Source organism: Microbacterium hominis, assembly GCF_013282805.1.
Lineage (GTDB): Bacteria > Actinomycetota > Actinomycetes > Actinomycetales > Microbacteriaceae > Microbacterium > Microbacterium hominis_B.
Genome location: NZ_CP054038.1, coordinates 2386255 through 2407524 on the forward strand (window position 1 = coordinate 2386255; position 21270 = coordinate 2407524).

The following is a 21270-nucleotide window of genomic DNA, read 5'->3' on the forward strand; positions in this document are numbered from 1 at the left end:
CTACGAGGGGGGTCCGACATCGCTGCCGTCATCACCCCGCCCGTGGACAGATTCCTCACGAACACCCGCTGTGCAGGAGCCTACGCGTACTTCGAACACACCTTCGACGACACGCCGCGCTCGTTCAGTGCGCGCGGGGCTCGAGACGGCCGACACCGTGGCGACGCGACACCGGCACATCGGTCTCGGCGCAGAGGGCGAGCCAGATCTCGCGCGGGGGCACGCCGGCTGCCAGCGCATCGGCGGCCGTGCGATCGCCGACCGCGCCGAGCACGAGATCGGTCATCAACGACGAGCCGCGCGCGCCGAACTCATCGGCGACGGCACGCTCGAACTCGCTGCGACGCATGCAGGTGACGCGTCAGCGCAGGGACAGCTCGGCGTCGACGGACGCGACGAGCTCGTCGGGAACCACGTCGGGGAAGGTCTGCAGGCCCTCCAGGACGGAGATTCGGTCGCCGACCTCGCGCATGATGGTCGAGATGGGCACGTCGAGGGCTTCGGCCACGGAGGCGAGGATCTCGCTCGACGCCTCCTTCTGGCCACGTTCTACTTCGCTCAGGTAGCCCAACGCGACACTGGCGCGGCTGGCGACTTGACGGAGGGTACGACCCTTCTGCTGGCGGAAGTCTCGAAGCACTTCGCCGATCTCTTGACGAACCAGGATCATGGTGGGGCCCCCTCCTCACTGCCGACTCCGCCGCTGTCCGGGTGGACAACAGTACAACACCCGCTGGAGCCAATCTAATCCTCGGCGCTGGACAATGGGTGGGAATCGCGGAATGTAACCGCGTTGAAACACCATCTGTTCCCGGCGACGATCACCCGGCGTTGGCGATGTCCTCCGCGCACAGCTCGAGCACCCGGCGCACCGTCTCCGCACGGATCTGCTCGCGGGTGCCGGTCAGCTCCAACGACGACACGCTCGTCGACACCGGCGTCACGACGGCGATGTGCACGGTGCCGACCGGCTTCCCGTCCTGCGGGTCCGGCCCCGCGACGCCCGTCGTCGCGAGCCCGACGTCGGCGCCGAGCTGCGACCGCGCCCCCTCTGCCATCTGCCAGGCCACCGCCGGATCGACAGGACCCGCGGAAGCCAGCAGGTCGGCGTCGACCTTGAGCTGCGAGTGCTTGACATCGGTGGCATAGGCGACGATGCCGCCGCGCACCACGGCCGAGGCCCCGGGGACCTCGACGAGGGTCGCGACCACGCGACCCCCCGTGAGGGACTCCGCCGTCGCGATCGTCCAGCCGCGGCGGCCGAGCGCGGCCAGCAGGTCGGCCGGGCTCATGACCGCGCACGCCCCCGCGCGCCGCGCACCTCGGCCACGACGTAGTCGATTCCGCTCGCGATCGTGAGCACGAGCGCGATCGCCATCGTCACGCCGTTGACCCACCAGATCCACTCGCCGACGATCGTCCACAGCGGCAGCAGGGCCAGGGAGAGCGCGACACCCTGCGCGACCGTCTTCAGCTTGCCCATCCAGGCCGCCGCGAGCACATGGTCGCTCACGACCATGAACCGGTACACCGTGATGCCGATCTCGCGCACGAGGATGACGATGGTCACCCACCACGGCAGTTCGAGCAGGATCGACAGTCCGACGAAGGCGAATCCGGTCAGGACCTTGTCGGCGATCGGATCGAGGAGCTTGCCGAGATCGGTGACGATCTCGTACCTGCGGGCGAGGTAGCCGTCGACGCCATCGGTGGCGATCGCCACGATGAACAGCACCGCGGCCCACCACCGCAGAGGGCCGTCGGCGCCGCCGTCGGCCAGCAGCATCCACAGGAACACCGGGGCGCACAGGATGCGCACGATCGTGATCGCATTGGGGAGCTGCCGAGGGATCGCCATGGCCCGAGCCTAGCGGCCGGCGCCCCGCTCAGTCGCGGCCGGTCAGGCCCCAGGCGTCTTCGCTCTCGTCGGCGTCGACCGTCGGGGAGTCGTCGTACTGCCGTTCGACGGGATCGCCCTCGTAGGGGTCGGCGGGGTGCGCCGACGGCTGGGGCGCCGCCTCGGGCACATCCTCGCCGCGCAGTCGGGCGAGCACCGTCGGGAGCTGCTCGTTGGTCACCAGCACGTCGCGCGCTTTCGACCCCTCCGAGGGCCCGACGATCTCCCGCGACTCCAGCAGATCCATGAGGCGACCCGCCTTCGCGAATCCCACGCGGAGCTTCCGCTGGAGCATCGAGGTCGAGCCGAACTGGCTCGACACGATCAGCTCGGCCGCCGCGAGCAGGAGCTCGAGATCGTCGCCGATGTCCGCGTCGATCTCCTTCTTCTCGGCGGCCGCCTGCACGTCGGCCCGGTACTCGGGCAGAGCCTGCTGCTTGGTATGCGAGACGACCCGTTCGATCTCGGGCTCGCTGACCCACGCGCCCTGCACGCGCAGAGCCTTCGAGGCGCCCATGGGCAGGAACAGGCCGTCGCCCTGACCGATGAGCCGGTCGGCACCGGGCTGGTCCAGGATGACCCGCGAATCGGTGACGCTCGTCACCGCGAAGGCGAGACGCGAGGGCACGTTGGCCTTGATGAGTCCGGTGACGACGTCGACCGACGGCCGCTGGGTGGCGAGGACCAGGTGGATGCCGCTGGCACGGGCCAGCTGCGTGATGCGCACGATCGAGTCCTCGACGTCGCGCGGGGCGACCATCATGAGGTCGGCGAGCTCGTCGACGACCACCAGCAGGTACGGGTAGGGCTTGAGCACGCGCTCGCTGCCCTCCGGCAGCTTCACCTCGCCCGCCACGACGGCCCTGTTGAAGTCGTCGATGTGGCGGAAGCCGAACGAGGCGAGGTCGTCGTACCGCATGTCCATCTCCTTCACGACCCACTGCAGCGCCTCGGCCGCCTTCTTGGGGTTCGTGATGATGGGCGTGATCAGGTGCGGGACACCCGCGTAGGAGGTCAGTTCGACGCGCTTGGGGTCGATGAGCACCATGCGCACTTCGGAGGGCTTGGCCCGCATGAGCAGGCTCGTGATCATCGAGTTGACGAAGCTCGACTTTCCCGAGCCCGTGGAGCCGGCCACCAGGAGGTGGGGCATCTTGGCGAGGTTGGCCACCACGTAGCCGCCGCCGACGTCCTTGCCGACGCCGATCGTCATCGGATGGGTGGCGCCCACCGCCGAGGCGGAGCGCAGCACGTCGCCGAGGGTGACGATCTCGCGGTCGGTGTTCGGGATCTCCACGCCGATCGCGCTCTTGCCCGGGATCGGCGCCAGGATGCGCACCTCGTTCGAGGCGACGGCGTAGGCGATGTTGTTCGTGAGCGCCGTGATGCGCTCCACCTTCACGCCCGGTCCGAGCGCGATCTCGTACTGCGTCACGGTCGGACCTCGCGAGAAGCCCGTCACCCGCGCGTCGACCGAGAACTGGTCGAGCACGCTCGTGATCGCCCGCACCGTGTCGTCGTTGGCCTGGGATCGCGCGACGTGCGGCGTCCCCTCTGCGAGCGACGAGACGGACGGCAGGCGATAGGGCGCGCTCGGGGCGCTGTGCGGTCCGTCGCTGCCGAGGCCGGAAAGCCCCGGGAGCAGGTCGCCCTCGTCATCCTGCGCGGAGTCGTCCCGCAGCGACGTGCCGCCCTTCGCGGCTGCCTTCGCACCCGACAGCACGGCCGGATCGATGACCTCGGTGAGCGCATCGGACGAGACCGCGGGGGCTGTCGGCGCCGCCGGGGAGACGGGGGCGATCGCCTGCTCGAAGCCGCCCTGGGACGAGCCGGGCGGCAGGAGCTCGGTGAGGTCCTGCGACCCGATGCCGCCGTCGGCATCCTGCTCGCGCCCGGTCTTGTTGCGCCGCCACCACGGGAGAGAGGGCTCCTCATCGTCATCGTCGTCATCGGCCTGCCGACGACGACGCGACGTGCGCTCCTCGGGGTCGTCGTCGGGCTCCGCGCCGAACATCCAGACGTACAGCTGGCCGAGCCGGCGCCCGATGCGGTTCGGCGGGGTCTTGGTGATGATCAGCACACTGAGCGCGGTGACCAGCGACAGAGCGATGTATGCACCGACATCGGTGAGAAGGAGGGCCAGCGGCTCGGCGACCATCCAGCCGAACAGACCCCCGGCCTCGCTCAGCGCCGGCAGTCCCTCCACGGGCTGCGGCCGACCGCCGGCCACGTGGCAGAAGCCGGCGATGGCGAGCACGAGCAGGCCGAACCCGATACCGATGCGCCCGTTGTCGTGCACCGAGCTGGGATGGCGGAACATCCAGCCCGCCAGCAGCAGCACGAGGACGGGCAGGATGAAAGCCTCGCGGCCGAGGAGACCGCCGACGGAGTAGGCGCTGATCAGAGCCGCGGCCTCGGTGCCGATGAAGAACCACTCGACGACCGCTCCCGCGATGACCAGGAGCACGAGCAGGAACGGGAAGCCGTCGCGACGCTGATCCTTCTCGAGAGTCTCCGGCCCGAACGCGCGGAACAGCCCGCCCGTGGCATGGGCGAGCCCCAGCCACATGCGCACGATCACGGGCGGCCGGTCGGTCTCGCCGACGTACTTCTTGGGAGCGGGCGCGGGCTTCGGGGCGCGTGAGGCGGGCGTGCTCGTCGCCTTGGTCGACGGCGCGCGTCCGCTCTTGGCCGGGGTGGTGCTCCTGGGCATTACCCCACGGTAAGCCGGGTCTCCGACTTTTGCCGGGAACCACGCGGCACGAAGGATCAGCGCAGCCGCTTGACCATGGTGTCGCGGCCCATCCCGGGCTGGGTGACTGCGAAACCCTCGCTGCGATACAGCGTCGTCGCGTAGTTGCCCCGCTCCACGCTCAGGCTGATGCGCCCGTAGCCCTCCGCGCGCGCGTGTTCGCACAGCCGCTGGAGGAGCGCGCGCCCGACCCCGTGCGCCCGCCAGATCGGCCGGACGCCGATGATGAGCTCGGGCACTCCTGTTCCGATGTAGCCGAAGCCGGGATCGCTGCGCGGCAGCACGCGGTACCAGGCGGCGCCGATCGGCTCGCCGTGCAGATCCTCCGCGACGAAGCCGGCGTCGCCCGGTCGCATCCATCCGGTGACGTACCTGCTGTGGTCGGAGCCGGTGACGACCTGGTGCTTGGGTCGCGCCCCGCCGGCGCGCCAGTTGACCGCCTCGACGACCATGTCGCCGAGGAAGGTGCCGTCCGACTGGCGCGCGGGACGGAGGGTGAAGGCCACCGGCATGGCGGTGATTCTATCGGCGCGGCAGGGTCGGCCCGTTACGGCCGCATGACGAGATCCCGCGCCGGCGTCGCCGCGCGGCTCTGCCGGGGCGCATCCCGGCTACGCCTCGATCACGAGCGGCACGATCATCGGCCGGCGGCGCAGCGACTGGTTGACCCAGCGTCCGATCGTGCGGCGCACGACCTGCGAGAGCGCGTGCTGGTCGCGCACACCGGACTTCGCCGCCTCGGTCAGCGCCGCGGCGATCTTCGGCTTGACGCTCTCGAACACCGCGTCGTCCTCGGCGAACCCGCGCGCGTGGATCTCGGGTCCCGTGATGATGCGGCCGGTGGCGGCATCCACCACCACGATCACCGAGATGAAGCCCTCTTCGCCGAGGATCCGGCGGTCCTTGAGGTCGGCGTCGGTGATCTCGCCGACGGTCGAGCCGTCGACGTAGACGAAGCCGAGGTCGAGCTGACCCACGACCCGGGCGAGGCCGTCCTTGAGGTCGACCACGGTGCCGTTCTCGGCGATGAGCGTGCGCTCGGCCGGGATGCCGGTGTCCTGCGCGAGCTTGGCGTTGGCCATCAGGTGGCGGAACTCGCCGTGGACCGGCAGCACGTTCTTCGGCCGCAGGATGTTGTAGCAGTAGAGGAGCTCGCCGGCGGCCGCGTGACCGGAAACGTGCACCTTGGCGTTGCCCTTGTGCACGACGTTCGCGCCGAGCTTGGTGAGCCCGTCGATCACACGGTAGACCGCGTTCTCGTTGCCGGGGATGAGGCTGGAGGCGAGGATCACGGTGTCGCCCTCGCCGGGCTCGATCTCGTGGTCGAGGTTGGCCATGCGACTGAGCACGGCCATCGGCTCGCCCTGCGAACCGGTCGACATGTAGACGATCTCGTCTTCGGGGAGGTCGCGCGCCTTCTTGTAGTCGATGAGCACGCCCTCGGGGACGGTCAGGTAGCCGAGGTCCTCGGCGATGCCCATGTTGCGCACCATGCTTCGTCCCAGCAGAGCCACCCGGCGCCCGTGGGCGTGCGCGGCGTCCAGCACCTGCTGCACCCGGTGCACGTGGCTGGAGAAGCTGGCGACGATGACGCGGCGCGGAGCGCGGCCGATCACCTGGTCGAGCACGGGCCCGATGGAACGCTCGAGCGGGGTGAATCCCGGCACGTCGGCGTTCGTGGAGTCGACGAGGAACAGATCCACGCCCTCCTCGCCCAGCCGCGCGAAGGCGCGGAGGTCGGTCAGTCGGCCGTCCAGCGGCAGCTGGTCCATCTTGAAGTCGCCGGTGGCCAGCACCGTGCCCGCGGGCGTGCGCACCGCCACGGCGAGCGCATCGGGGATGGAGTGGTTGACGGCCACGAACTCGAGATCGAAGGGGCCGAGCTTCTCCCGCTGCCCTTCGGCGACGGTGAGACTGTACGGCTTGATGCGGTGCTCTTTGAGCTTGGCCTCGGTGAGCGCGAGCGTGAGCCCGGACCCGACGATCGGGATGTCGGCCTTGAGCTTGAGGAGGTACGGCACCGCGCCGATGTGGTCCTCGTGCCCGTGCGTGAGCACCACGCCCACGATGTCGTTCAGCCGACCCTTGATCGGCTCGAAGTCCGGGAGGATCAGGTCGACGCCGGGCTGGTGCTCCTCGGGGAACAGGACGCCGCAGTCGATGACGAGGAGCTTGCCCTCGTACTCGAACACGGTCATGTTGCGACCGACCTCGCCGAGACCGCCGAGAGGCGTCACGCGCAGCGTGCCCGATTCGAGGGCGGGCGGGTCGTAGACGGTGGTGGGCATCGCATGCCTTTCCTGGATGCCGCGCGACGCGGCATCCCTTTACATCGAGTCTCGCGCCGGGCCTCGAGCCTGCCGCTGACTAACGGGTCGTCCCGTGCACCTTCGGCAGGGCTCCGCCGGCGGCCGCGTTGCGGTCGGGGCGGAAGTCGCTGAAGTCGGCGCCGGAGACGTCGGCGACGAGGGCGAGTTCGTCCTCGATCATGGCGGCCTCCCATTCCTCGGGACCCACAAGCGGCAGTCGCACGCGCGGGCTGCCGATGCGGCCGAGGCCGTGGAGGATGTACTTCGCCGAGACGGTGCCCGGCACATGGGTCATGACGGCCCGCACCAGCGGCTCGAGCCGCTGGTGCTCGGCCGTCGCGGTCTTCAGGTCGCCCGCGTTCACCGCGTCGACGATCGTGCGGTACGGGGCCGGCGCGATGTTCGCGGTGACGCCGATGAGTCCGGTCGCACCGATGGCCAGGTGCGGCAGCACGTTGGCGTCGTCGCCGGAGAAGTAGAGCAGGTCGGTCTGGTTCAGCACGCGGCTGACCTCGCTGAAGTCGCCCTTCGCATCCTTGATCGCGAGGATGTTGGGGTGCTTGGCCAAGCGCAGGATCGTCTCGTACTTGATCGGCACCCCGGTGCGGCCGGGGATGTCGTACAGGATGACCGGGAGGTCGGTGGCGTCGGCGACGAGACGGAAGTGCGTCAGGATGCCGGCCTGCGTCGGCTTGTTGTAGTACGGCGTGACGATCATGATGCCGTCGGCGCCGGCCTTCTCGCTGGCCTTGTAGAGCTCGATGGCGTGCGCGGTCTCGTTCGAGCCGCCTCCGGTGATGATCTTGGCGCGGCCCGCGGCGACGTCCTTGCCGACCTCGACCAGCCGCAGCTTCTCGGCGTCGGTGAGGGTGCTGGTCTCGCCGGTCGTGCCCGTGACCACGACGCCGTCGGCGCCTGCCGTCACGACATCGTCGATGTGCTTCTCGACACCGGGCCAATCGACCTCGCCGTCGGCGGTCATCGGCGTGACCAGCGCGACGAGCACCTGACCGAAGGGGTTGCCGGTGTGCGTCATGCTCCCCAGGCTATCGGTTCCGCGACGGGCCGCGAGGCCGGGTGCCGTCAGCGGCCGCGGGAGGCGAGCCGGGCGACCAGCCCCGACGGCGCCAGTCGCGACAGCGCCGTGAGCACCTTGTAGCGCGTCGACGGGATCGACACGGCGCGGCCGCGCGCGGCATCCCGCAGCGACTCCGACACGACCTGGGAGGCCTCCAGCCACATCCAGTCGGCGACGCCCTCCTGTCCGGGCGGCAGACCCGCGCGCTCGTGGAAGCGGGTGTGCGTGAACCCGGGCAGCACCGCGGTGACGCTCACCCCCCGCCCGGCGTAGGCGCCGTTGGCCCAGCGGCTGAAGCTGAGCACCCAGGCCTTCGCGGCGCCGTATGTCGAGCGCGGCATGTAGGCCGACACCGAGGCGACGTTGATGATGCGTCCCCGCCCGCGCGCCAGCATCGAGCGCAGCGCGGCGTGCGAGAGCCGCATGGGCACCTCCACGTGCAGGCGCAGGTGGCGCACCTCCTCGGAGATCGGGTTCTTCTCGAAGGCGAACGGCAGGGCGAATCCGGCGTCGTTGACGAGGATGCCGATCGGCCGATCGGCATCGCGCAGGCGCGCCTCGACTTTGGCGAGCTCGCGCGGCTTGAGCAGATCGGCCGCGAGCACCTCGACCTGCACGCGGTGGAGCGAACGCAGCGTGGTCGCCAGCGTCTCGAGCGCGGCGTGGTCGCGGGCCACGAGCACGAGGTCGGCCCCTCGGGCGGCGAGCTGGCGCGCATACTCGGCGCCGATGCCCGAGCTCGCACCGGTCACGAGGGCGGATCTCACCATGCGGACTCCTCCGGTTCGTCACGCGCCGCGCGGCGCAGGGTCAGGAAGCGATACGGGATGCCGGTGCGCGAGGTGCGCCACCCGACGGGCGGATCGGCGGTGACCGGCATCCACCCCGGCGTCGGCGGGGCGAACGTGTCGCCCTCGACGTCGACATCGAGTTCGGTGACCTCGAGCAGGTCGGCGCGAGCGATGCCCTCGCGGAACAGCTTCCCGCCGCCGATGAGCCAGATGCGGTCGACGCCGGCGTCTCCGGCGTCGGCGAGCGCCTCATCGAGCGATCCCGCGCGCTGCGCGCCCGGCGCCGACCACTGCGCCGACCGGGTCACGACGAAGTTGCGGCGTCCGGGAAGCGGGCGGAACCGCTCCGGCAGCGAGTCCCACGTGCGGCGCCCCATCACGACGGGGGCGTCGGCGGTCACCTCGCGGAAGTGCGCGAGGTCCTCGGGGACGTGCCACGGCATGCCGCCGGCCGCGCCGATGACGCCACCGCGCGCCTGGGCCCAGACGAGGCCGATCGCCGCCGTCATACCGCGACCGCCCCGCGGATCGCGGGGTGGTGCACGTAGTCCTCGATCACGAAGTCGTCGTAGGAGTAGTCGAAGATCGACCGCGGGGTGCGCGCGAAGCGCAGCGTCGGGTAGCGATACGGGGCGCGGGTGAGCTGCTCGCGCACCTGTTCGAGGTGGTTGTCGTAGATGTGGCAGTCGCCGCCAGTCCACACGAAATCGCCCGGCTCCAAGCCGGTCTGCTGCGCGACCATCAGCGTGAGCAGCGCGTAGGAGGCGATGTTGAAGGGCACGCCGAGGAAGAGGTCGGCGCTGCGCTGGTAGAGCTGGCACGAGAGCCGCCCATCGGCCACATAGAACTGGAACATCGCGTGACACGGAGCGAGCGCCATATCCGGGATGTCGGCGGGGTTCCACGCCGAGACGATCAGCCGCCGGGAGTCGGGGTTCGCACGGATCTGGTCGATGACCTGCGCGATCTGGTCGATGTGCGCACCGTCGGGGGTGGGCCAGGAGCGCCACTGCACCCCGTAGACGGGACCGAGCTCGCCGTCGGCGTCGGCCCATTCATCCCAGATCGTGACCCCGTTCTCCTGCAGCCAGCGCACGTTCGACTCGCCGCGCAGGAACCACAGCAGCTCATACGCGATGGATTTGAAGTGGACCCTCTTGGTCGTGATGAGAGGGAAACCCTGGGAGAGGTCGAAGCGGATCTGCCGGCCGAACGCGCTGGTCGTGCCGGTGCCGGTGCGGTCGTCCTTGTGCGCGCCGTGCGCGAGCACATCGCGCAGCAGGTCTTCGTACGGCGTGGGAATCGGCCCGGAGTCGGTCGGCGTCGTCACGTCGGCCACGATACCCCGGCCCGCCCCCATCGGGCCGCCGACCTTCCGGCCGTAACAATCGCACACACGGCCCGCGCCCAGGTGCCGACGGTTACGATCGTCTGTTGTGGATCTGATCAGCGCTCTCGTCGGACTCGGCGCCCTTCTTGCGGCGACCGTGGCCATCGGCATCGTTGTGAAGTGGCGCCAGGGGCGCCCGCAACGCCACATCCCGCACGAGGTCGTCGAACCGCACCGTCTGGGGGCGGACAGCCTCGGCCGCACCGCCACGCTGCTGCAGTTCAGCACCGAACTGTGCGCGAAGTGCCCGGGCGTGCACCGCATGCTCTCGAGCGTCGCCGACGCCCACGACGGCGTGCGCCACCTCGACATCGACGTGACCCACCGGCCCGACATCGCCAAGCACTTCCACGTGCTGCAGACCCCCACCACTCTCCTGCTCGACAGGAACGGCGCCGTGCAGACCCGCTTCGGCGGCGCACCCAACCGCGACGTGCTCGAACTCGAGGTCACCCGTCTCGTCTCGGAGCCCGCACATGCCTGACGCCCCGCTCGCCCGCCCCGCCGGCGGCATCGACCCGCGCGGACCGCGCTTCACCGCCGCCGTCACCTCGGTGCTCCTCCTGATCGACGTGTTCCTGGGGCTGGTGGGTCTGTCGGCCGACGGGGTCGCCGCGGCCTCACTCGCCCAGCGCGTGCTCGATCCCGCTTTCCTCCTGCTGGCGGTCATCGTCGCTCTGTTCGTGTGGGGTGTCGTCTCGCCGCGCACCGCGCCCTGGGGCGCGCTGTTCCGCGCAGCCCTCGCGCCACGGCTGTCGCCGCCGAGCGAGCTCGAAGACCCGCGTCCGCCGCGCTTCGCGCAGGGCGTGGGGCTGGTCGTGACCTCCGTCGGCCTCGTGCTGCACCTGGTCGGTGTGCCGTGGGCTCTCGTCGTGGCCGCGGCGATGGCGTTCGTGGCCTCGTTCCTGAACGCCGCCTTCGGCGTGTGCCTCGGCTGCATGCTGTACCTGCTGCTGCAGCGGCTGGGTGTCGTGGGCCGCGAGCGGCCCGCCGCAGCCTGACCCCTCCCCGCGCGCCGTCGCGCACGTCGGCTGTCGTCGTTAGGCTGACCGCAGAGCGCTTGCGAACGGTCGCGGCGCCGCGATCAGGGAGGTTCCGATGACCGTCACGAGCGAAGCGACCACGGAGTGGAAGGGCGGCCTCGCCGACGGATCCGGGGAGGTCCGCCTCGTCTCTTCGGGCGCGGCGACGCTGCCGGTCAACTGGAAGGCCCGCAGCGAAGGATCCACCTCGGTCACCACGCCCGAAGAGCTCATCGCCGCCGCCCACGCGTCCTGCTTCAGCATGGCCCTCTCGCACGCCCTCGGTGAGAACGGGACTCCCCCGGAGTCGATCGAGACGACGGCATCGGTGACCTTCAAGCCGGGCACCGGCATCACCGGAAGCCACCTCAACGTGAACGCCTCCGTGCCCGGTCTCGACCCGGAGGACTTCGAGCGCATCGCCCAGGGCGCCAAGACCGGATGTCCCGTCTCCCAGGCCCTCGCCGGTGTGGAGATCACGCTCGAGGCCACGCTTGCCTGACCCCTCGGCGCAGGCGACCGACGGCGCCCGCCGCGTCGTCGTCGCCGGCGCATCCGGGCTGATCGGCGGCGCGCTGACGGAGAGCCTGCGCGCCGACGGCGTGCGCGTCACCGTGCTGGTGCGGCGCCCCGCGCAGCATCCCGACGAGGTCGAGTGGCTCGCCGACGACACGCCGCTGGATCCCGGCGTGCTCGCCGGGGCGGACGCGGTGGTGGGCCTGAACGGGGCCAGCATCGGCCGCTTCCCGTGGACCTCCTCGTACCGCAACACCCTGCTGTGGTCACGGGTGCTTCCGACGCAGGCGCTCGCGCGTGCGGTGCGGGAGCTGGGCGACGACGCGCCCGCGCTCGTGTCGGCATCGGCCGTCGGGTACTACGGCACGGCACCCGGCGTGGTGCTCGACGAGGCGGCGCCGCGGGGCGAGACGCTGCTCGCCGACATCTGCGGCGAATGGGAGTCCGCTGCCCTGGCGGCCGGAGAGCGCGCCCGGATCGCGGTGCTGCGAACCGCACCGGTGGTGCATCCTCGCGGGGTTCTCAAGCCGCTGATGCAGCTCACGCGCTTCGGCGTGAGCGGGCCGCTCTCCCGCGGCACGCAGGCCTGGCCCTGGATCTCCCTCGAAGACGAGGTGCGGGCGATCCGGCATGTGATCGACAGCGACCTCGAAGGGCCGGTCAATCTCACCGGGCCCGAGCGGGCGACCGCCAACGACCTCGGGTTCGCGCTGGCACGGCGCATGAACCGGCCCTACCTGCTGCGGGTGCCCGCCTGGGCGCTGCGGCTCGGACTCGGCGCCGACGCGGCCGACTCGCTGCTGCTCAGCGACGCCTACGTGATCCCGACGGCTCTGGAGAACTCGGGGTTCCTCTTCCGGCACCCGACCGTCGAAGACGCGGTGGCTGCGGCCGTTCCCGCGCCCTAGGCCCGACCGCGCGCCTTGCGCTCGGCGCCCTCGAGCCTGATGGCCGTGCGAGCGGCCTCGCGCGCACGGCGGCGGTCTCCGGCGGCGTCGTAGGCGAGGGCGAGCCGGAACCAGGCGGCCCAGTCCTCGGGTGCGGCCTCGACGGCGGCGCGGAACTGCGGGAACACCTCGTCGGCGTCTTCGCGCACGACGCGGCCGCTCGGCCGCACGCCGACCGCGTTCTCCGGCATGCGTCCCTCGGTCTCCAGCCGGCGGCCCAGCTGCTGCGCGCGCACGCCGAACCACAGCTCCCGGCCCAGCGCCCACACGGCGATCAGAGGCAGCACGACAAGCGCGACACCCATGGTCACCCCGACCGGGTCGCCCGAGCCGATCAGCAGCACGGCACGCTGCCCCACGAGCACGATGTACAGCGCGAGCAGCGCCGCCATCACGAGGGCGCCGATACGGGCGGTCATGCTCCGGTGGCGCGGGCGACCTGACCGGGCACGCCCCCTTCGTCGACCACGCGGCCGCCCCCGGGCGCTCCGGGGGTGCGGATGCCGATGTCGAGGAAGCTGTCCAGGCCGATGACCACGCCGCGCGCTTCGCGCGCGTGCGCGAGGGCCAGCCGGATGCCGGGGGCATAGGCGGCTGCGGGCTCGATGGTGTCGTGCACGATCGACAGGGACTCGCCGGCGCCCGAGAGCACCGTCTCCTGCTTGGCGACGACGCCGGGCCGGCGCAGGGAGTGGATCGGCACGCTGGCCACCTGCTGGCCACGGGCGCGCTGGTCGACGTGCGGCGATTCGACCGGGCCGACGCCGGCTCGTGCGGCCGCGATCAGCTCCGCCGTACGCACGGCCGTTCCGCTGGGCGAGTCCACCTTGGTCTCGCGGTGGGTCTCGACGATCTCGATGGACGGGAAGAAGGGGGCCGCCGCCGCGGCCAGCGCGGAGCCGAGGACCGAGCCCAGGGAGAAGTTGGGGATGAACACGGCACCCGTGCCCGCGGCATCCACCAGCGGCCGCACGAGGGCGATCCGCTCGGCCGACCAGCCGGAGGTGCCCACGAGCACGTTGATGCCCCGCTCGATGGCGGCGCGGACGATGTCGATCGAGACCGCAGGCACCGAGGCATCCACCACCAGGTCGGCGCCGTCGAGCTCCGACAGCTCGGAGCGGGAGGTGAGCACGGCGGCGACCTCGAACCCCGGCTCGTCGTCGATGACCTCACGGATGATCCCGCCGAGCTTCCCGGTGCCGCCCACCAGGGCCACGCGCGTCGTCATGCGTTCCATCCTAGGAGGCGGCGCGACCGGGCCCGGCTTCGTGTCTCGCGGTGGCTGCGCGGTCGACGCCGGAGCGCCCGGGCCCGCGCCGTACAGTGGTGGCGTGGTGACCCTGACCCCCTTCCCCGTCGACACTCCCGTTGCCCACGAACTGCTGGCCGAGTACTTCCAGTCGCGCGAGATCGGCTTCGCCCACCAGCACGTCGTCTACACGACCCGGTTCCCGGAGCCGTCGGTGTTCTCCCCGCCTGCGGGCGTGTTCGTCGTGGTCGCCGACGACGAGGGGTCGCCGGTCGGTTGCGGCGGGATCCGCGCGATCGCCGATGGCCCCCTCGGCCCGCGGTACGAGGTCAAGCACCTCTACCTGCGCGAGTCGACACGCGGCCGCGGGTGGGGCCGCCTGCTGCTCGACGATCTGGAGCGTCGGGCGCGCGACTTCGGCGCGCGCGAGCTCGTGCTCGACACGCACCACTCGCTGGAGGCCGCGGCGGGCCTCTACGCGAGTGCCGGCTTCGTGACGATCGAGCCGTACAACGACAACCCCAACGCGACGCGCTGGTACGGCAAGACGCTGCCCGCCGAGCCGGGCGACGCCGTCACGGCCTGAGCCGTCGGACGGGTCTCACACCTCGACGCGGCCGCGATTGCGGCGCCGCACCTCCTTGGGAGCCCGACCCCCGACGAAAGAGCGCTTCGTGTCGACGAGGAATCCCTGTCGCAGGGCCTGACGGCCCACCAGCATGCGGAAGCCCATCTCGTCGCGGTTGGTCAGCGTCACCTCGGCGGTCACCGGACGGCCGTGCAGCACGATGCGCATGAGCACGACGAACCGCTGCTGCGTGTGGCCGGTGGACGAGCGGATGCGACGCCGGTCGTGCACCGGCAGCTCCACCGTGCGGGCGTCGGCGCCCGTCCGCTGCCACGGGTGGATGCCGAACCGAACCCACTCCGCTCCGTCGCGCTCGAACTGCTCGATCTCGAATGCGTGCAGCGCCGACGAGCGGGCGCCGGTGTCGATCTTGGCTTTGAGCCACTCGACATCCGCATCCGGCAGGCTCACCCACTCGCGCCACCCGATGATGGTGTTTGAATGGAGAGGTTCTGTCACCCGGCTATCTTCTCAGGGATCCCCCATGAAACTCGCGATCCTCTCGCGCGCCCCGAGAGCGTACTCGACCCAGCGACTCCGCGCTGCAGCGCTGCAGCGCGGACACGACGTGCGCGTGCTCAACACCCTCCGCTTCGGCATCGATCTGTCCGGCGCCGAGCCCGACCTGCAGTATCGCGGGCGGCAGCTGTCGGACTACGACGCTGTGCTGCCGCGCATCGGCAACTCGATCACCTACTACGGCACGGCCGTGGTGCGGCAGTTCGAGCAGATGGATGTCTACACGCCCAACACCGCGAACGGCATCACGAACGCCCGTGACAAGCTGCGGGCGACCCAGATCCTCTCCCGTCACAACATCGGGATGCCGGCCACCGCGTTCGTTCGCAACCGTGCGGACGTGCGCCAGGCGATCGAGCGCGTCGGCGGAGCGCCGGTGGTGATCAAGCTCCTGGAGGGCACCCAGGGCATCGGCGTGATCCTCGCGCCGGGCGTCAAGGTCGCCGAGGCGATCATCGAGACCCTGCACTCCACGAAGCAGAACGTGCTGATCCAGCGGTTCATCGAGGAGAGCCGCGGTCGCGACGTGCGCGCCCTCGTCGTCGGCGACCGCGTGGTGGCCGCCATGCGGCGCAGCGCCACCGGCGACGAGTTCCGCTCGAACGTCCACCGCGGGGGCACCGTGGAGGCCGTCGAGCTCACCCCGGAGTACGAGCAGGCGGCCGTGCGCTCGGCGCAGATCATGGGCCTGAAGATCGCCGGCGTCGACATGCTCGAGGGCAACGACGGGCCGCTGGTGATGGAGGTCAACTCCTCCCCCGGCCTGCAGGGGATCGAGACCGCCACGAACCTCGACGTCGCCGGGGCGATCATCGACTTCATCGCCAATCAGGTGGCCTTCCCCGAGATCGATGTGCGCCAGCGGCTCACCGTCTCCACCGGCTACGGCGTGGCCGAGCTCGTCGTGCACGGCGCCGCCGACCTGGTGGGGACCAGGCTCGGCGAGTCCGGGCTGTGGGAGCGGGACATCACGGTGCTCACGCTGCACCGGGGGACGAACGTGATCCCGAACCCCCGCAAGGGCGTCGTACTCGAGGCGGAGGACCGCCTGCTGTGCTTCGGCAAGCTCGAGGAGATGCGGTCGATGATCCCGGAGCGCCGCCGTCGGCGGGCGAAGGTGCGGCGGCTTCCCAAGGAGCCGATCCCGGCCGATCCGGAGACGCAGACTCAGACGGGGTAGGGCTCGGGGAGCCCGGTGCGCAGCTCCACCGGGAGGTGGGCCAGGTCGTTGTGGGAGACCAGCGACCAGGGCCTGCCCTGCTTCTGGGCGATGACGGTCAGCCCGCAATGGGCCTGATTGAGCGTCATCCATCGCCATTCCGGTGCCTGCAGCACCTCGCGGACGAACCACGCGATCACGAAGTTGTGGGTGATCAGCAGCTCGTGGACGTCTCCGGTGCGCCGCACCAGGAACTCGCTGACCGCGTCCGCCATCTGCGCACGCCCCGCCTCGATCTCGGCCTCCGTCACCGACCCGAAGAAGGGCTCGAACGCCGCCGGGGTCTCTTCGGTCATGCCGGTGGGGACGCAGTCGAACAGCAGCGAGGAGGGCTCGGGAGACAGCGACGGCATGCGCTCGGACACGGCGCGGGCCGTCTGGCTCGCACGCTCGAGCGGCGAGTGCCACACGGCGTCGAAGGGCACACCCGACAGGCGATCCGCCAGCAGCGACGCCTGGCGGCGGCCCCGCGGCGAGAGCGGCCCGTCGACGAGGCCGTGCTCGGCATCCTGATGCTCCCCATGCCGCACAAGATAGATGTAGTGCGTCACGTCAGCTCACTTCGTCGAGGGGGATTCGGCGCCCGGAGGCGCTCTTCCACCCTACGACAACGGGTCGTGGCGACCGGGCGCGCGACGCGGGCTGTGGATTACTCCGAGGCGCGCGCGATGTCCGACAGCTGAGCACGGCTCAGGTGCACCCCGATGCCCTGCACGAGCTCTTCGACATGCTCGGGCGCGTACGCGTTCACGATCGGCGCCGTGACGAGCTTCTGGGCAAGCAGCCACGCGAGGGCGACCGCCGCATCGGGAACGCCCAGCTGAGCGCCCACGGCGTCGAGCGCGCGCAGAGTGCGCGTGCCCCTGCGGTTCAGGCTCGCCGCCAGCTGCGCCCCTCGCACCGACAGCCCTCCGCGGGCGCGCGTGCGGTGACGGCCGGAGAGGAATCCGTGCTCGAGTGCGTGGGACGGCGTGACGGCCATCGCCTGGGCCCCCGCCACCAGACGCAGGTCGTCGTCGAACTCGTGTCGGCGCAGCACGTTGAACGGCACGTCGAGCACCGTGATCCGTGGGAACCCCGCGGACGCGAAGATGCGCGCCTCGACCAGCTGCGCGGCCGCGTAGCCGATCGCCCCGATCTGGCGCGCCTTGCCCGAATCGACCAGCCATTCCGCGGTCGCGAGGGTGTCTTCGAGAGCCGTGGTCTCATCGGCGGTGGCGTCGAGGTACAGCACGTCGATGCGATCGGTGCCGAGCCGGGTGAGCGACGCCTCGACCGCCCGCACGAGGTTCACCGGGCCGAGCCCGGGATTGTCGGGATGCCCGCCCACGCGCACACCGACGACGACGTCGTCGCGCAGCCCGCGCGAGTGCAGCCACTGGCCGATGATGTGCTCGCTGCGCCCGCCGGCGAAGCTGTCGGCGGTGTGGAGGGCGTTGCCGCCGAGCTCCACGTACCGGTCGAGGATGTCGTGACTGCTCTCGAGGTCGACGTTCCACCCGAATTCGGCGCCGCCGAGGATCAGCGGGAAGACGGTGGGGCCGCCCTCGCCGAGTGGGACGCGGACGCTCTCGCCGAGCGGCGGACCCTGCACCGGGATGGGCGCCGACGGATGCGGCGCACCGGCCTCGGGCGCAGCGGCGAGCGGACTCGGCACCGTGTGCGTCGACTCAACGCCGAATGCAGCCATGTCTCACCCCCCGCGTGATTCTGTGAATCATCGCGTCCGCGAATTTCCCGCACCCCCCGGTACGTACTTCGAGGGTAGGGCAGGCATCCGACAACGACGGCCATTGCGGCATCCGCGTGAGAAATATTTCATAACGCTTGGGTCACGACACGGCGAAAATGCGAGATCATGTCCCCCTTTCGGTGGACACGACGGCGAATCTGCCCGCAGACGACGGATGCCCGCCCCCTCCGTGCGGAGAGGACGGGCATCCGATCTGAACGGATCAGGCCTCGACGGGCGCCTCGGCCGCGGGCTCCGCCGCCGCCGCCTCCTCGAGCACGGGCTCGAGGGAGAGCTTGCCGCGGTCGTCGATCTTGGTGATGCGCACGAGCAGCTTCTGGCCGACCGAGAGCACATCCTCGACGTTCTCCACCCGCTTGCCGCCGGCGAGCTTGCGGACCTCGCTGACGTGCAGCAGGCCGTCCTTGCCGGGCAGGAGCGAGATGAACGCGCCGAAGGTCGCGATCTTGACGACCGTGCCCAGGAACTGCTCGCCGACCTCCGGGTTGGTGGGGTTGGCGATCGCGTTCACCTGGGCGCGCGCGGCCTCGGCCGACGGACCGTCGACGGCGCCGATGTAGACGGTGCCGTCCTCCTCGATGGAGATGTCGGCGCCGGTCTCGTCCTGGATGGCGTTGATCGTCTTGCCCTTGGGGCCGATGAGCTCGCCGATCTTGTCGACCGGGATCTGCACGCTGATGACGCGGGGCGCGGTGGGCGCCATCTCGTCGGGAGCGTCGATCGCGGCGTTGAGCACGCCGAGGATCGTGAGGCGGGCGTCGTGGGCCTGCTGCAGCGCGGCGGTCAGCACCGACGACGGGATGCCGTCGAGCTTGGTGTCGAGCTGGATCGCCGTGACGAACTCGCTCGTGCCGGCGACCTTGAAGTCCATGTCGCCCAGCGCGTCTTCGGCGCCGAGGATGTCGGTCAGGGCGGCGTAGCGCGTCTGACCGTCGACCTCATCGGAGACGAGACCCATCGCGATGCCGGCAACGGGGGCGCGCAGCGGCACACCCGCGTTCAGCAGCGAGAGCGTCGAGGCGCACACCGAGCCCATCGACGTCGAGCCGTTCGAGCCCAGCGCCTCGGAGACCTGACGGATCGCGTACGGGAACTCCTGGCGGTCCGGCAGCACCGGCACGAGGGCGCGCTCGGCCAGGAAGCCGTGCCCGATCTCGCGACGCTTCGGCGACCCCACTCGACCGGTCTCACCGGTCGAGTAGGGCGGGAAGTTGTAGTGGTGCATGTAGCGCTTGCTCGTCGTGGGCGACAGCGAGTCGATCTGCTGCTCCATCTTGAGCATGTTGAGCGTGGTGACACCCAGGATCTGGGTCTCGCCGCGCTGGAAGATCGCGGAGCCGTGGACGCGCGGGATGACCTGCACCTCGGCGTCGAGCGGACGGATGTCGGCCAGACCGCGGCCGTCCATGCGGACACCCTCCGCGAGGATGCGGCCGCGCACGATCTTCTTGGTGACCGACTTGTACGCGGCGGCGAACTCGACGGTGGCCACGGCCGGCAGCTCGCCGGACTCGACGGCCGCGAGCAGCTCGGCCTTGACGGCGTCCTTCAGCTCGTCATCGGCGTTCTGACGCTCCTGCTTGTCGGCGATCTGGTAGATCGGGACGAGCTTGTCGTAGGCGCGGCCGGCCACGAAGTCGTAGGTCTCCTGGCTGTACGGCAGGAAGACCGGGAACTCCTTGATCTCCTTCGCCGCGGTCTTCGCGACGACGCTCTGCGCCTCGACGAGCTGCTTGATGAACGGCTTCGAGGCCTCGAGACCCTGCGCGACGATCTCTTCGCTGGGCTTGGTCGCGCCGCCCTTGATGAGGTTCCACGAGTGCTCGGTCGCCTCGGCCTCGACCATCATGATCGCCACGTCGCCGTCGTCGAGCACGCGGCCCGCGACGATGAGGTCGAACACGGCCTCCTCGAGCTGCTTCACGGTCGGGAACGCGACCCACTGGTCGGCGTTCTCGCCGTGGCCGGGGATGAGCGCGAGGCGCACGCCGGCGATCGGGCCCGAGAACGGCAGACCCGAGATCTGGGTCGACAGCGATGCGGCGTTGATCGCGAGCGCGTCGTAGAACTCGCCGGGTGCGATCGAGAGCACCGTGACGACGATCTGCACCTCGTTGCGCAGTCCGTCGACGAACGACGGGCGCAGCGGGCGGTCGATGAGACGGCAGACGAGGATCGCGTCGGTCGAGGGGCGACCCTCGCGACGGAAGAACGAACCGGGGATCTTGCCGGCGGCGTACGAGCGCTCCTCGACGTCGACGGTCAGCGGGAAGAAGTCGAAGCCTTCGCGCGGGTGCTTGCCGGCGCTGGTGGCCGAGAGGAGCATCGTCTCCTCGTCGAGGTACGCCGCGACGGCGCCCTGCGCCTGCTGCGCGAGACGTCCGGTCTCGAACCGGACGGTACGGGTGCCGAAGCGGCCGTTGTCGAGGACGGCTTCGGCGGCGGTGATTTCAGGACCTTCCAAGAGGTCTCTCCTTCTTTTTTTCAACTCGCGCGCCCGTATGGCGCGCGAGTGCGTGCGAAGGAGCAGGAACAGGCAGATCTCAGCGCCGCGGCGGGGCCGCGGGTTGCCGCCATCGCTGGCCACCAGTAGAAATCCACCCGGCGCGAGGCGACGAGGAGACCACCACAGGGGACCAGCTTCCTGCCGGCCTGCTCCGTGAGCTCATATGGAGTTGAGCGGATGCCACACGGGCAACCTTTCCGATCCTACCAGCGGTTCCTCGCGCGCACCCGCCCTGGTGCCGGGACGGGCGCCTGCGTAGGGTGGGCCCATGAGCACCGACGACACGACGGAGGGCGCGGCGTCCGACGAGATGAAGCGCAAGTTCAAAGAGGCCCTCGACAAGAAGAACGCCCAGCACCGCGACGGTGAGGCCCACCTCGACGGAGATTCGGCCGTCCATTCGGCCCACGGTGCGATGACCCGCCGGGAGTTCCGCCGCAAGAGCGGCTGACACCTGCGCACACGTTCCGGGCATCCGGCGACAGGAGGAGCGATGAGCGACTTCCGCGAACGCATCCCCGACGACGAGCGCGCCGTGCCGGTCGACGACGACGTGGAGCTCGAGCTGCCCCCGCCGACGCTCGACCCGCTCGAGTCGGTCGAGGACGACATCGACGAGCAGGACGACGAGGAGCGCGAGGCGGCCATCGAGGCCGGTGAGATCGACCCCGGCGCGTAGCCCGATAATGGG

Annotated in this window: 25 protein-coding genes; 8 read left to right on the forward strand and 17 right to left on the reverse strand. The window is 70.5% G+C overall.

Annotated elements, in window-relative coordinates:
* Positions 1-124: 124 nt before the first annotated feature.
* From HQM25_RS10840 to HQM25_RS10890, 11 genes are all read right to left on the reverse strand, one after another.
* Positions 125-349, reverse strand: coding sequence for a DUF3046 domain-containing protein (locus HQM25_RS10840; RefSeq protein WP_172990240.1), 225 nt, complete (start codon positions 347-349; stop codon positions 125-127).
* Positions 350-361: 12 nt separating this feature from the next.
* The gene (locus tag HQM25_RS10845; protein ID WP_172990241.1) at positions 362-670 is read right to left on the reverse strand and encodes a helix-turn-helix domain-containing protein; all 309 of its coding nucleotides are present in this window, start codon (positions 668-670) and stop codon (positions 362-364) included.
* A gap of 151 nt (positions 671-821) precedes the next feature.
* Entirely contained in the window at positions 822-1292 is a 471-nt protein-coding gene (locus HQM25_RS10850) for a CinA family protein (RefSeq protein WP_172990242.1), read from the reverse strand.
* Positions 1289-1858: a CDP-diacylglycerol--glycerol-3-phosphate 3-phosphatidyltransferase gene (gene pgsA, locus HQM25_RS10855; protein ID WP_172990243.1), complete on the reverse strand. Its 570-nt coding sequence runs from the start codon at positions 1856-1858 to the stop codon at positions 1289-1291. The genes HQM25_RS10850 and pgsA overlap by 4 nt, the downstream gene beginning before the upstream one ends.
* A 28-nt stretch (positions 1859-1886) precedes the next feature.
* Positions 1887-4610: an FtsK/SpoIIIE family DNA translocase gene (locus HQM25_RS10860; RefSeq protein ID WP_172990244.1), complete on the reverse strand. Its 2724-nt coding sequence runs from the start codon at positions 4608-4610 to the stop codon at positions 1887-1889.
* Positions 4611-4666: 56 nt separating this feature from the next.
* Positions 4667-5161, reverse strand: a complete 495-nt coding sequence (locus tag HQM25_RS10865) for a GNAT family N-acetyltransferase (protein WP_172990245.1) — start codon at positions 5159-5161, stop codon at positions 4667-4669.
* A 99-nt stretch (positions 5162-5260) separates the two neighbouring features.
* Complete coding sequence (locus HQM25_RS10870; protein ID WP_172990246.1) at positions 5261-6937, reverse strand: ribonuclease J; 1677 nt, start codon at positions 6935-6937, stop codon at positions 5261-5263.
* 79 nt (positions 6938-7016) lie between these two features.
* The gene (gene dapA / locus HQM25_RS10875) at positions 7017-7994 is read right to left on the reverse strand and encodes a 4-hydroxy-tetrahydrodipicolinate synthase (RefSeq protein WP_172990247.1); all 978 of its coding nucleotides are present in this window, start codon (positions 7992-7994) and stop codon (positions 7017-7019) included.
* Between the two features lie 47 nt (positions 7995-8041).
* Complete coding sequence (locus HQM25_RS10880; RefSeq protein ID WP_172990248.1) at positions 8042-8806, reverse strand: SDR family NAD(P)-dependent oxidoreductase; 765 nt, start codon at positions 8804-8806, stop codon at positions 8042-8044.
* Positions 8800-9336 carry a dihydrofolate reductase gene (locus HQM25_RS10885; RefSeq protein WP_172990249.1) on the reverse strand — a complete coding sequence of 179 codons (537 nt, stop codon included), beginning with the start codon at positions 9334-9336 and terminating at the stop codon, positions 8800-8802. Before HQM25_RS10885 ends, HQM25_RS10880 begins: the two co-directional genes overlap by 7 nt.
* Positions 9333-10187 (reverse strand): thymidylate synthase, encoded by an 855-nt coding sequence (locus HQM25_RS10890; protein WP_254359286.1) that lies wholly within the window; start codon positions 10185-10187, stop codon positions 9333-9335. Before HQM25_RS10890 ends, HQM25_RS10885 begins: the two co-directional genes overlap by 4 nt.
* A 76-nt stretch (positions 10188-10263) precedes the next feature.
* Between HQM25_RS10890 and HQM25_RS10895 the strand changes: the two genes are divergently transcribed.
* The 4 genes from HQM25_RS10895 (at position 10264) to HQM25_RS10910 (ending at position 12663) form a co-directional block, all read left to right on the forward strand.
* Entirely contained in the window at positions 10264-10701 is a 438-nt protein-coding gene (locus HQM25_RS10895; RefSeq protein ID WP_172990251.1) for a TlpA family protein disulfide reductase, read from the forward strand.
* Positions 10694-11218 (forward strand): DUF4395 domain-containing protein, encoded by a 525-nt coding sequence (locus HQM25_RS10900; RefSeq protein WP_172990252.1) that lies wholly within the window; start codon positions 10694-10696, stop codon positions 11216-11218. The genes HQM25_RS10895 and HQM25_RS10900 overlap by 8 nt, the downstream gene beginning before the upstream one ends.
* Positions 11219-11315: 97 nt before the next feature.
* Positions 11316-11741 carry an OsmC family peroxiredoxin gene (locus tag HQM25_RS10905; RefSeq protein ID WP_172990253.1) on the forward strand — a complete coding sequence of 142 codons (426 nt, stop codon included), beginning with the start codon at positions 11316-11318 and terminating at the stop codon, positions 11739-11741.
* Positions 11734-12663, forward strand: coding sequence for a TIGR01777 family oxidoreductase (locus tag HQM25_RS10910; RefSeq protein WP_172990254.1), 930 nt, complete (start codon positions 11734-11736; stop codon positions 12661-12663). The genes HQM25_RS10905 and HQM25_RS10910 overlap by 8 nt, the downstream gene beginning before the upstream one ends.
* Here the strand turns inward: HQM25_RS10910 and HQM25_RS10915 are convergent.
* Both HQM25_RS10915 and HQM25_RS10920 read right to left on the reverse strand, forming a co-directional pair.
* Positions 12660-13121, reverse strand: coding sequence for a hypothetical protein (locus tag HQM25_RS10915; protein WP_172990255.1), 462 nt, complete (start codon positions 13119-13121; stop codon positions 12660-12662). The two genes, HQM25_RS10910 and HQM25_RS10915, sit on opposite strands and share 4 nt — an antisense overlap.
* Positions 13118-13933: a 4-hydroxy-tetrahydrodipicolinate reductase gene (locus HQM25_RS10920; protein ID WP_172990256.1), complete on the reverse strand. Its 816-nt coding sequence runs from the start codon at positions 13931-13933 to the stop codon at positions 13118-13120. The genes HQM25_RS10915 and HQM25_RS10920 overlap by 4 nt, the downstream gene beginning before the upstream one ends.
* 103 nt (positions 13934-14036) lie before the next feature.
* On the opposite strand from HQM25_RS10920, the gene HQM25_RS10925 reads away from it, so the two are divergent.
* Positions 14037-14540 carry a GNAT family N-acetyltransferase gene (locus HQM25_RS10925; protein WP_254359288.1) on the forward strand — a complete coding sequence of 168 codons (504 nt, stop codon included), beginning with the start codon at positions 14037-14039 and terminating at the stop codon, positions 14538-14540.
* A 15-nt stretch (positions 14541-14555) separates the two neighbouring features.
* Here HQM25_RS10925 and HQM25_RS10930 read toward each other — a convergent pair whose 3' ends face one another.
* The gene (locus HQM25_RS10930; protein ID WP_172990258.1) at positions 14556-15041 is read right to left on the reverse strand and encodes an ATP-dependent zinc protease family protein; all 486 of its coding nucleotides are present in this window, start codon (positions 15039-15041) and stop codon (positions 14556-14558) included.
* A gap of 25 nt (positions 15042-15066) precedes the next feature.
* Between HQM25_RS10930 and rimK the strand changes: the two genes are divergently transcribed.
* Positions 15067-16281 carry a 30S ribosomal protein S6--L-glutamate ligase gene (gene rimK / locus HQM25_RS10935; RefSeq protein ID WP_172990259.1) on the forward strand — a complete coding sequence of 405 codons (1215 nt, stop codon included), beginning with the start codon at positions 15067-15069 and terminating at the stop codon, positions 16279-16281.
* Here the strand turns inward: rimK and HQM25_RS10940 are convergent.
* From HQM25_RS10940 to HQM25_RS10950, 3 genes are all read right to left on the reverse strand, one after another.
* Positions 16269-16871 carry a histidine phosphatase family protein gene (locus tag HQM25_RS10940; protein ID WP_172990260.1) on the reverse strand — a complete coding sequence of 201 codons (603 nt, stop codon included), beginning with the start codon at positions 16869-16871 and terminating at the stop codon, positions 16269-16271. The two genes, rimK and HQM25_RS10940, sit on opposite strands and share 13 nt — an antisense overlap.
* 98 nt (positions 16872-16969) lie before the next feature.
* On the reverse strand, positions 16970-18010 hold the full coding sequence (locus HQM25_RS10945) for an aldo/keto reductase (protein WP_172990261.1): 1041 nt from the start codon (positions 18008-18010) through the stop codon (positions 16970-16972).
* 265 nt (positions 18011-18275) lie between these two features.
* The gene (locus HQM25_RS10950; RefSeq protein WP_172990262.1) at positions 18276-20537 is read right to left on the reverse strand and encodes a polyribonucleotide nucleotidyltransferase; all 2262 of its coding nucleotides are present in this window, start codon (positions 20535-20537) and stop codon (positions 18276-18278) included.
* Between the two features lie 310 nt (positions 20538-20847).
* Between HQM25_RS10950 and HQM25_RS10955 the strand changes: the two genes are divergently transcribed.
* Together HQM25_RS10955 and HQM25_RS10960 are read left to right on the forward strand one after the other, a co-directional pair.
* Positions 20848-21030 carry a DUF5302 domain-containing protein gene (locus HQM25_RS10955; protein WP_172990263.1) on the forward strand — a complete coding sequence of 61 codons (183 nt, stop codon included), beginning with the start codon at positions 20848-20850 and terminating at the stop codon, positions 21028-21030.
* 42 nt (positions 21031-21072) lie between these two features.
* Entirely contained in the window at positions 21073-21258 is a 186-nt protein-coding gene (locus HQM25_RS10960) for a hypothetical protein (protein ID WP_172990264.1), read from the forward strand.
* Positions 21259-21270 lie beyond the last annotated feature (12 nt).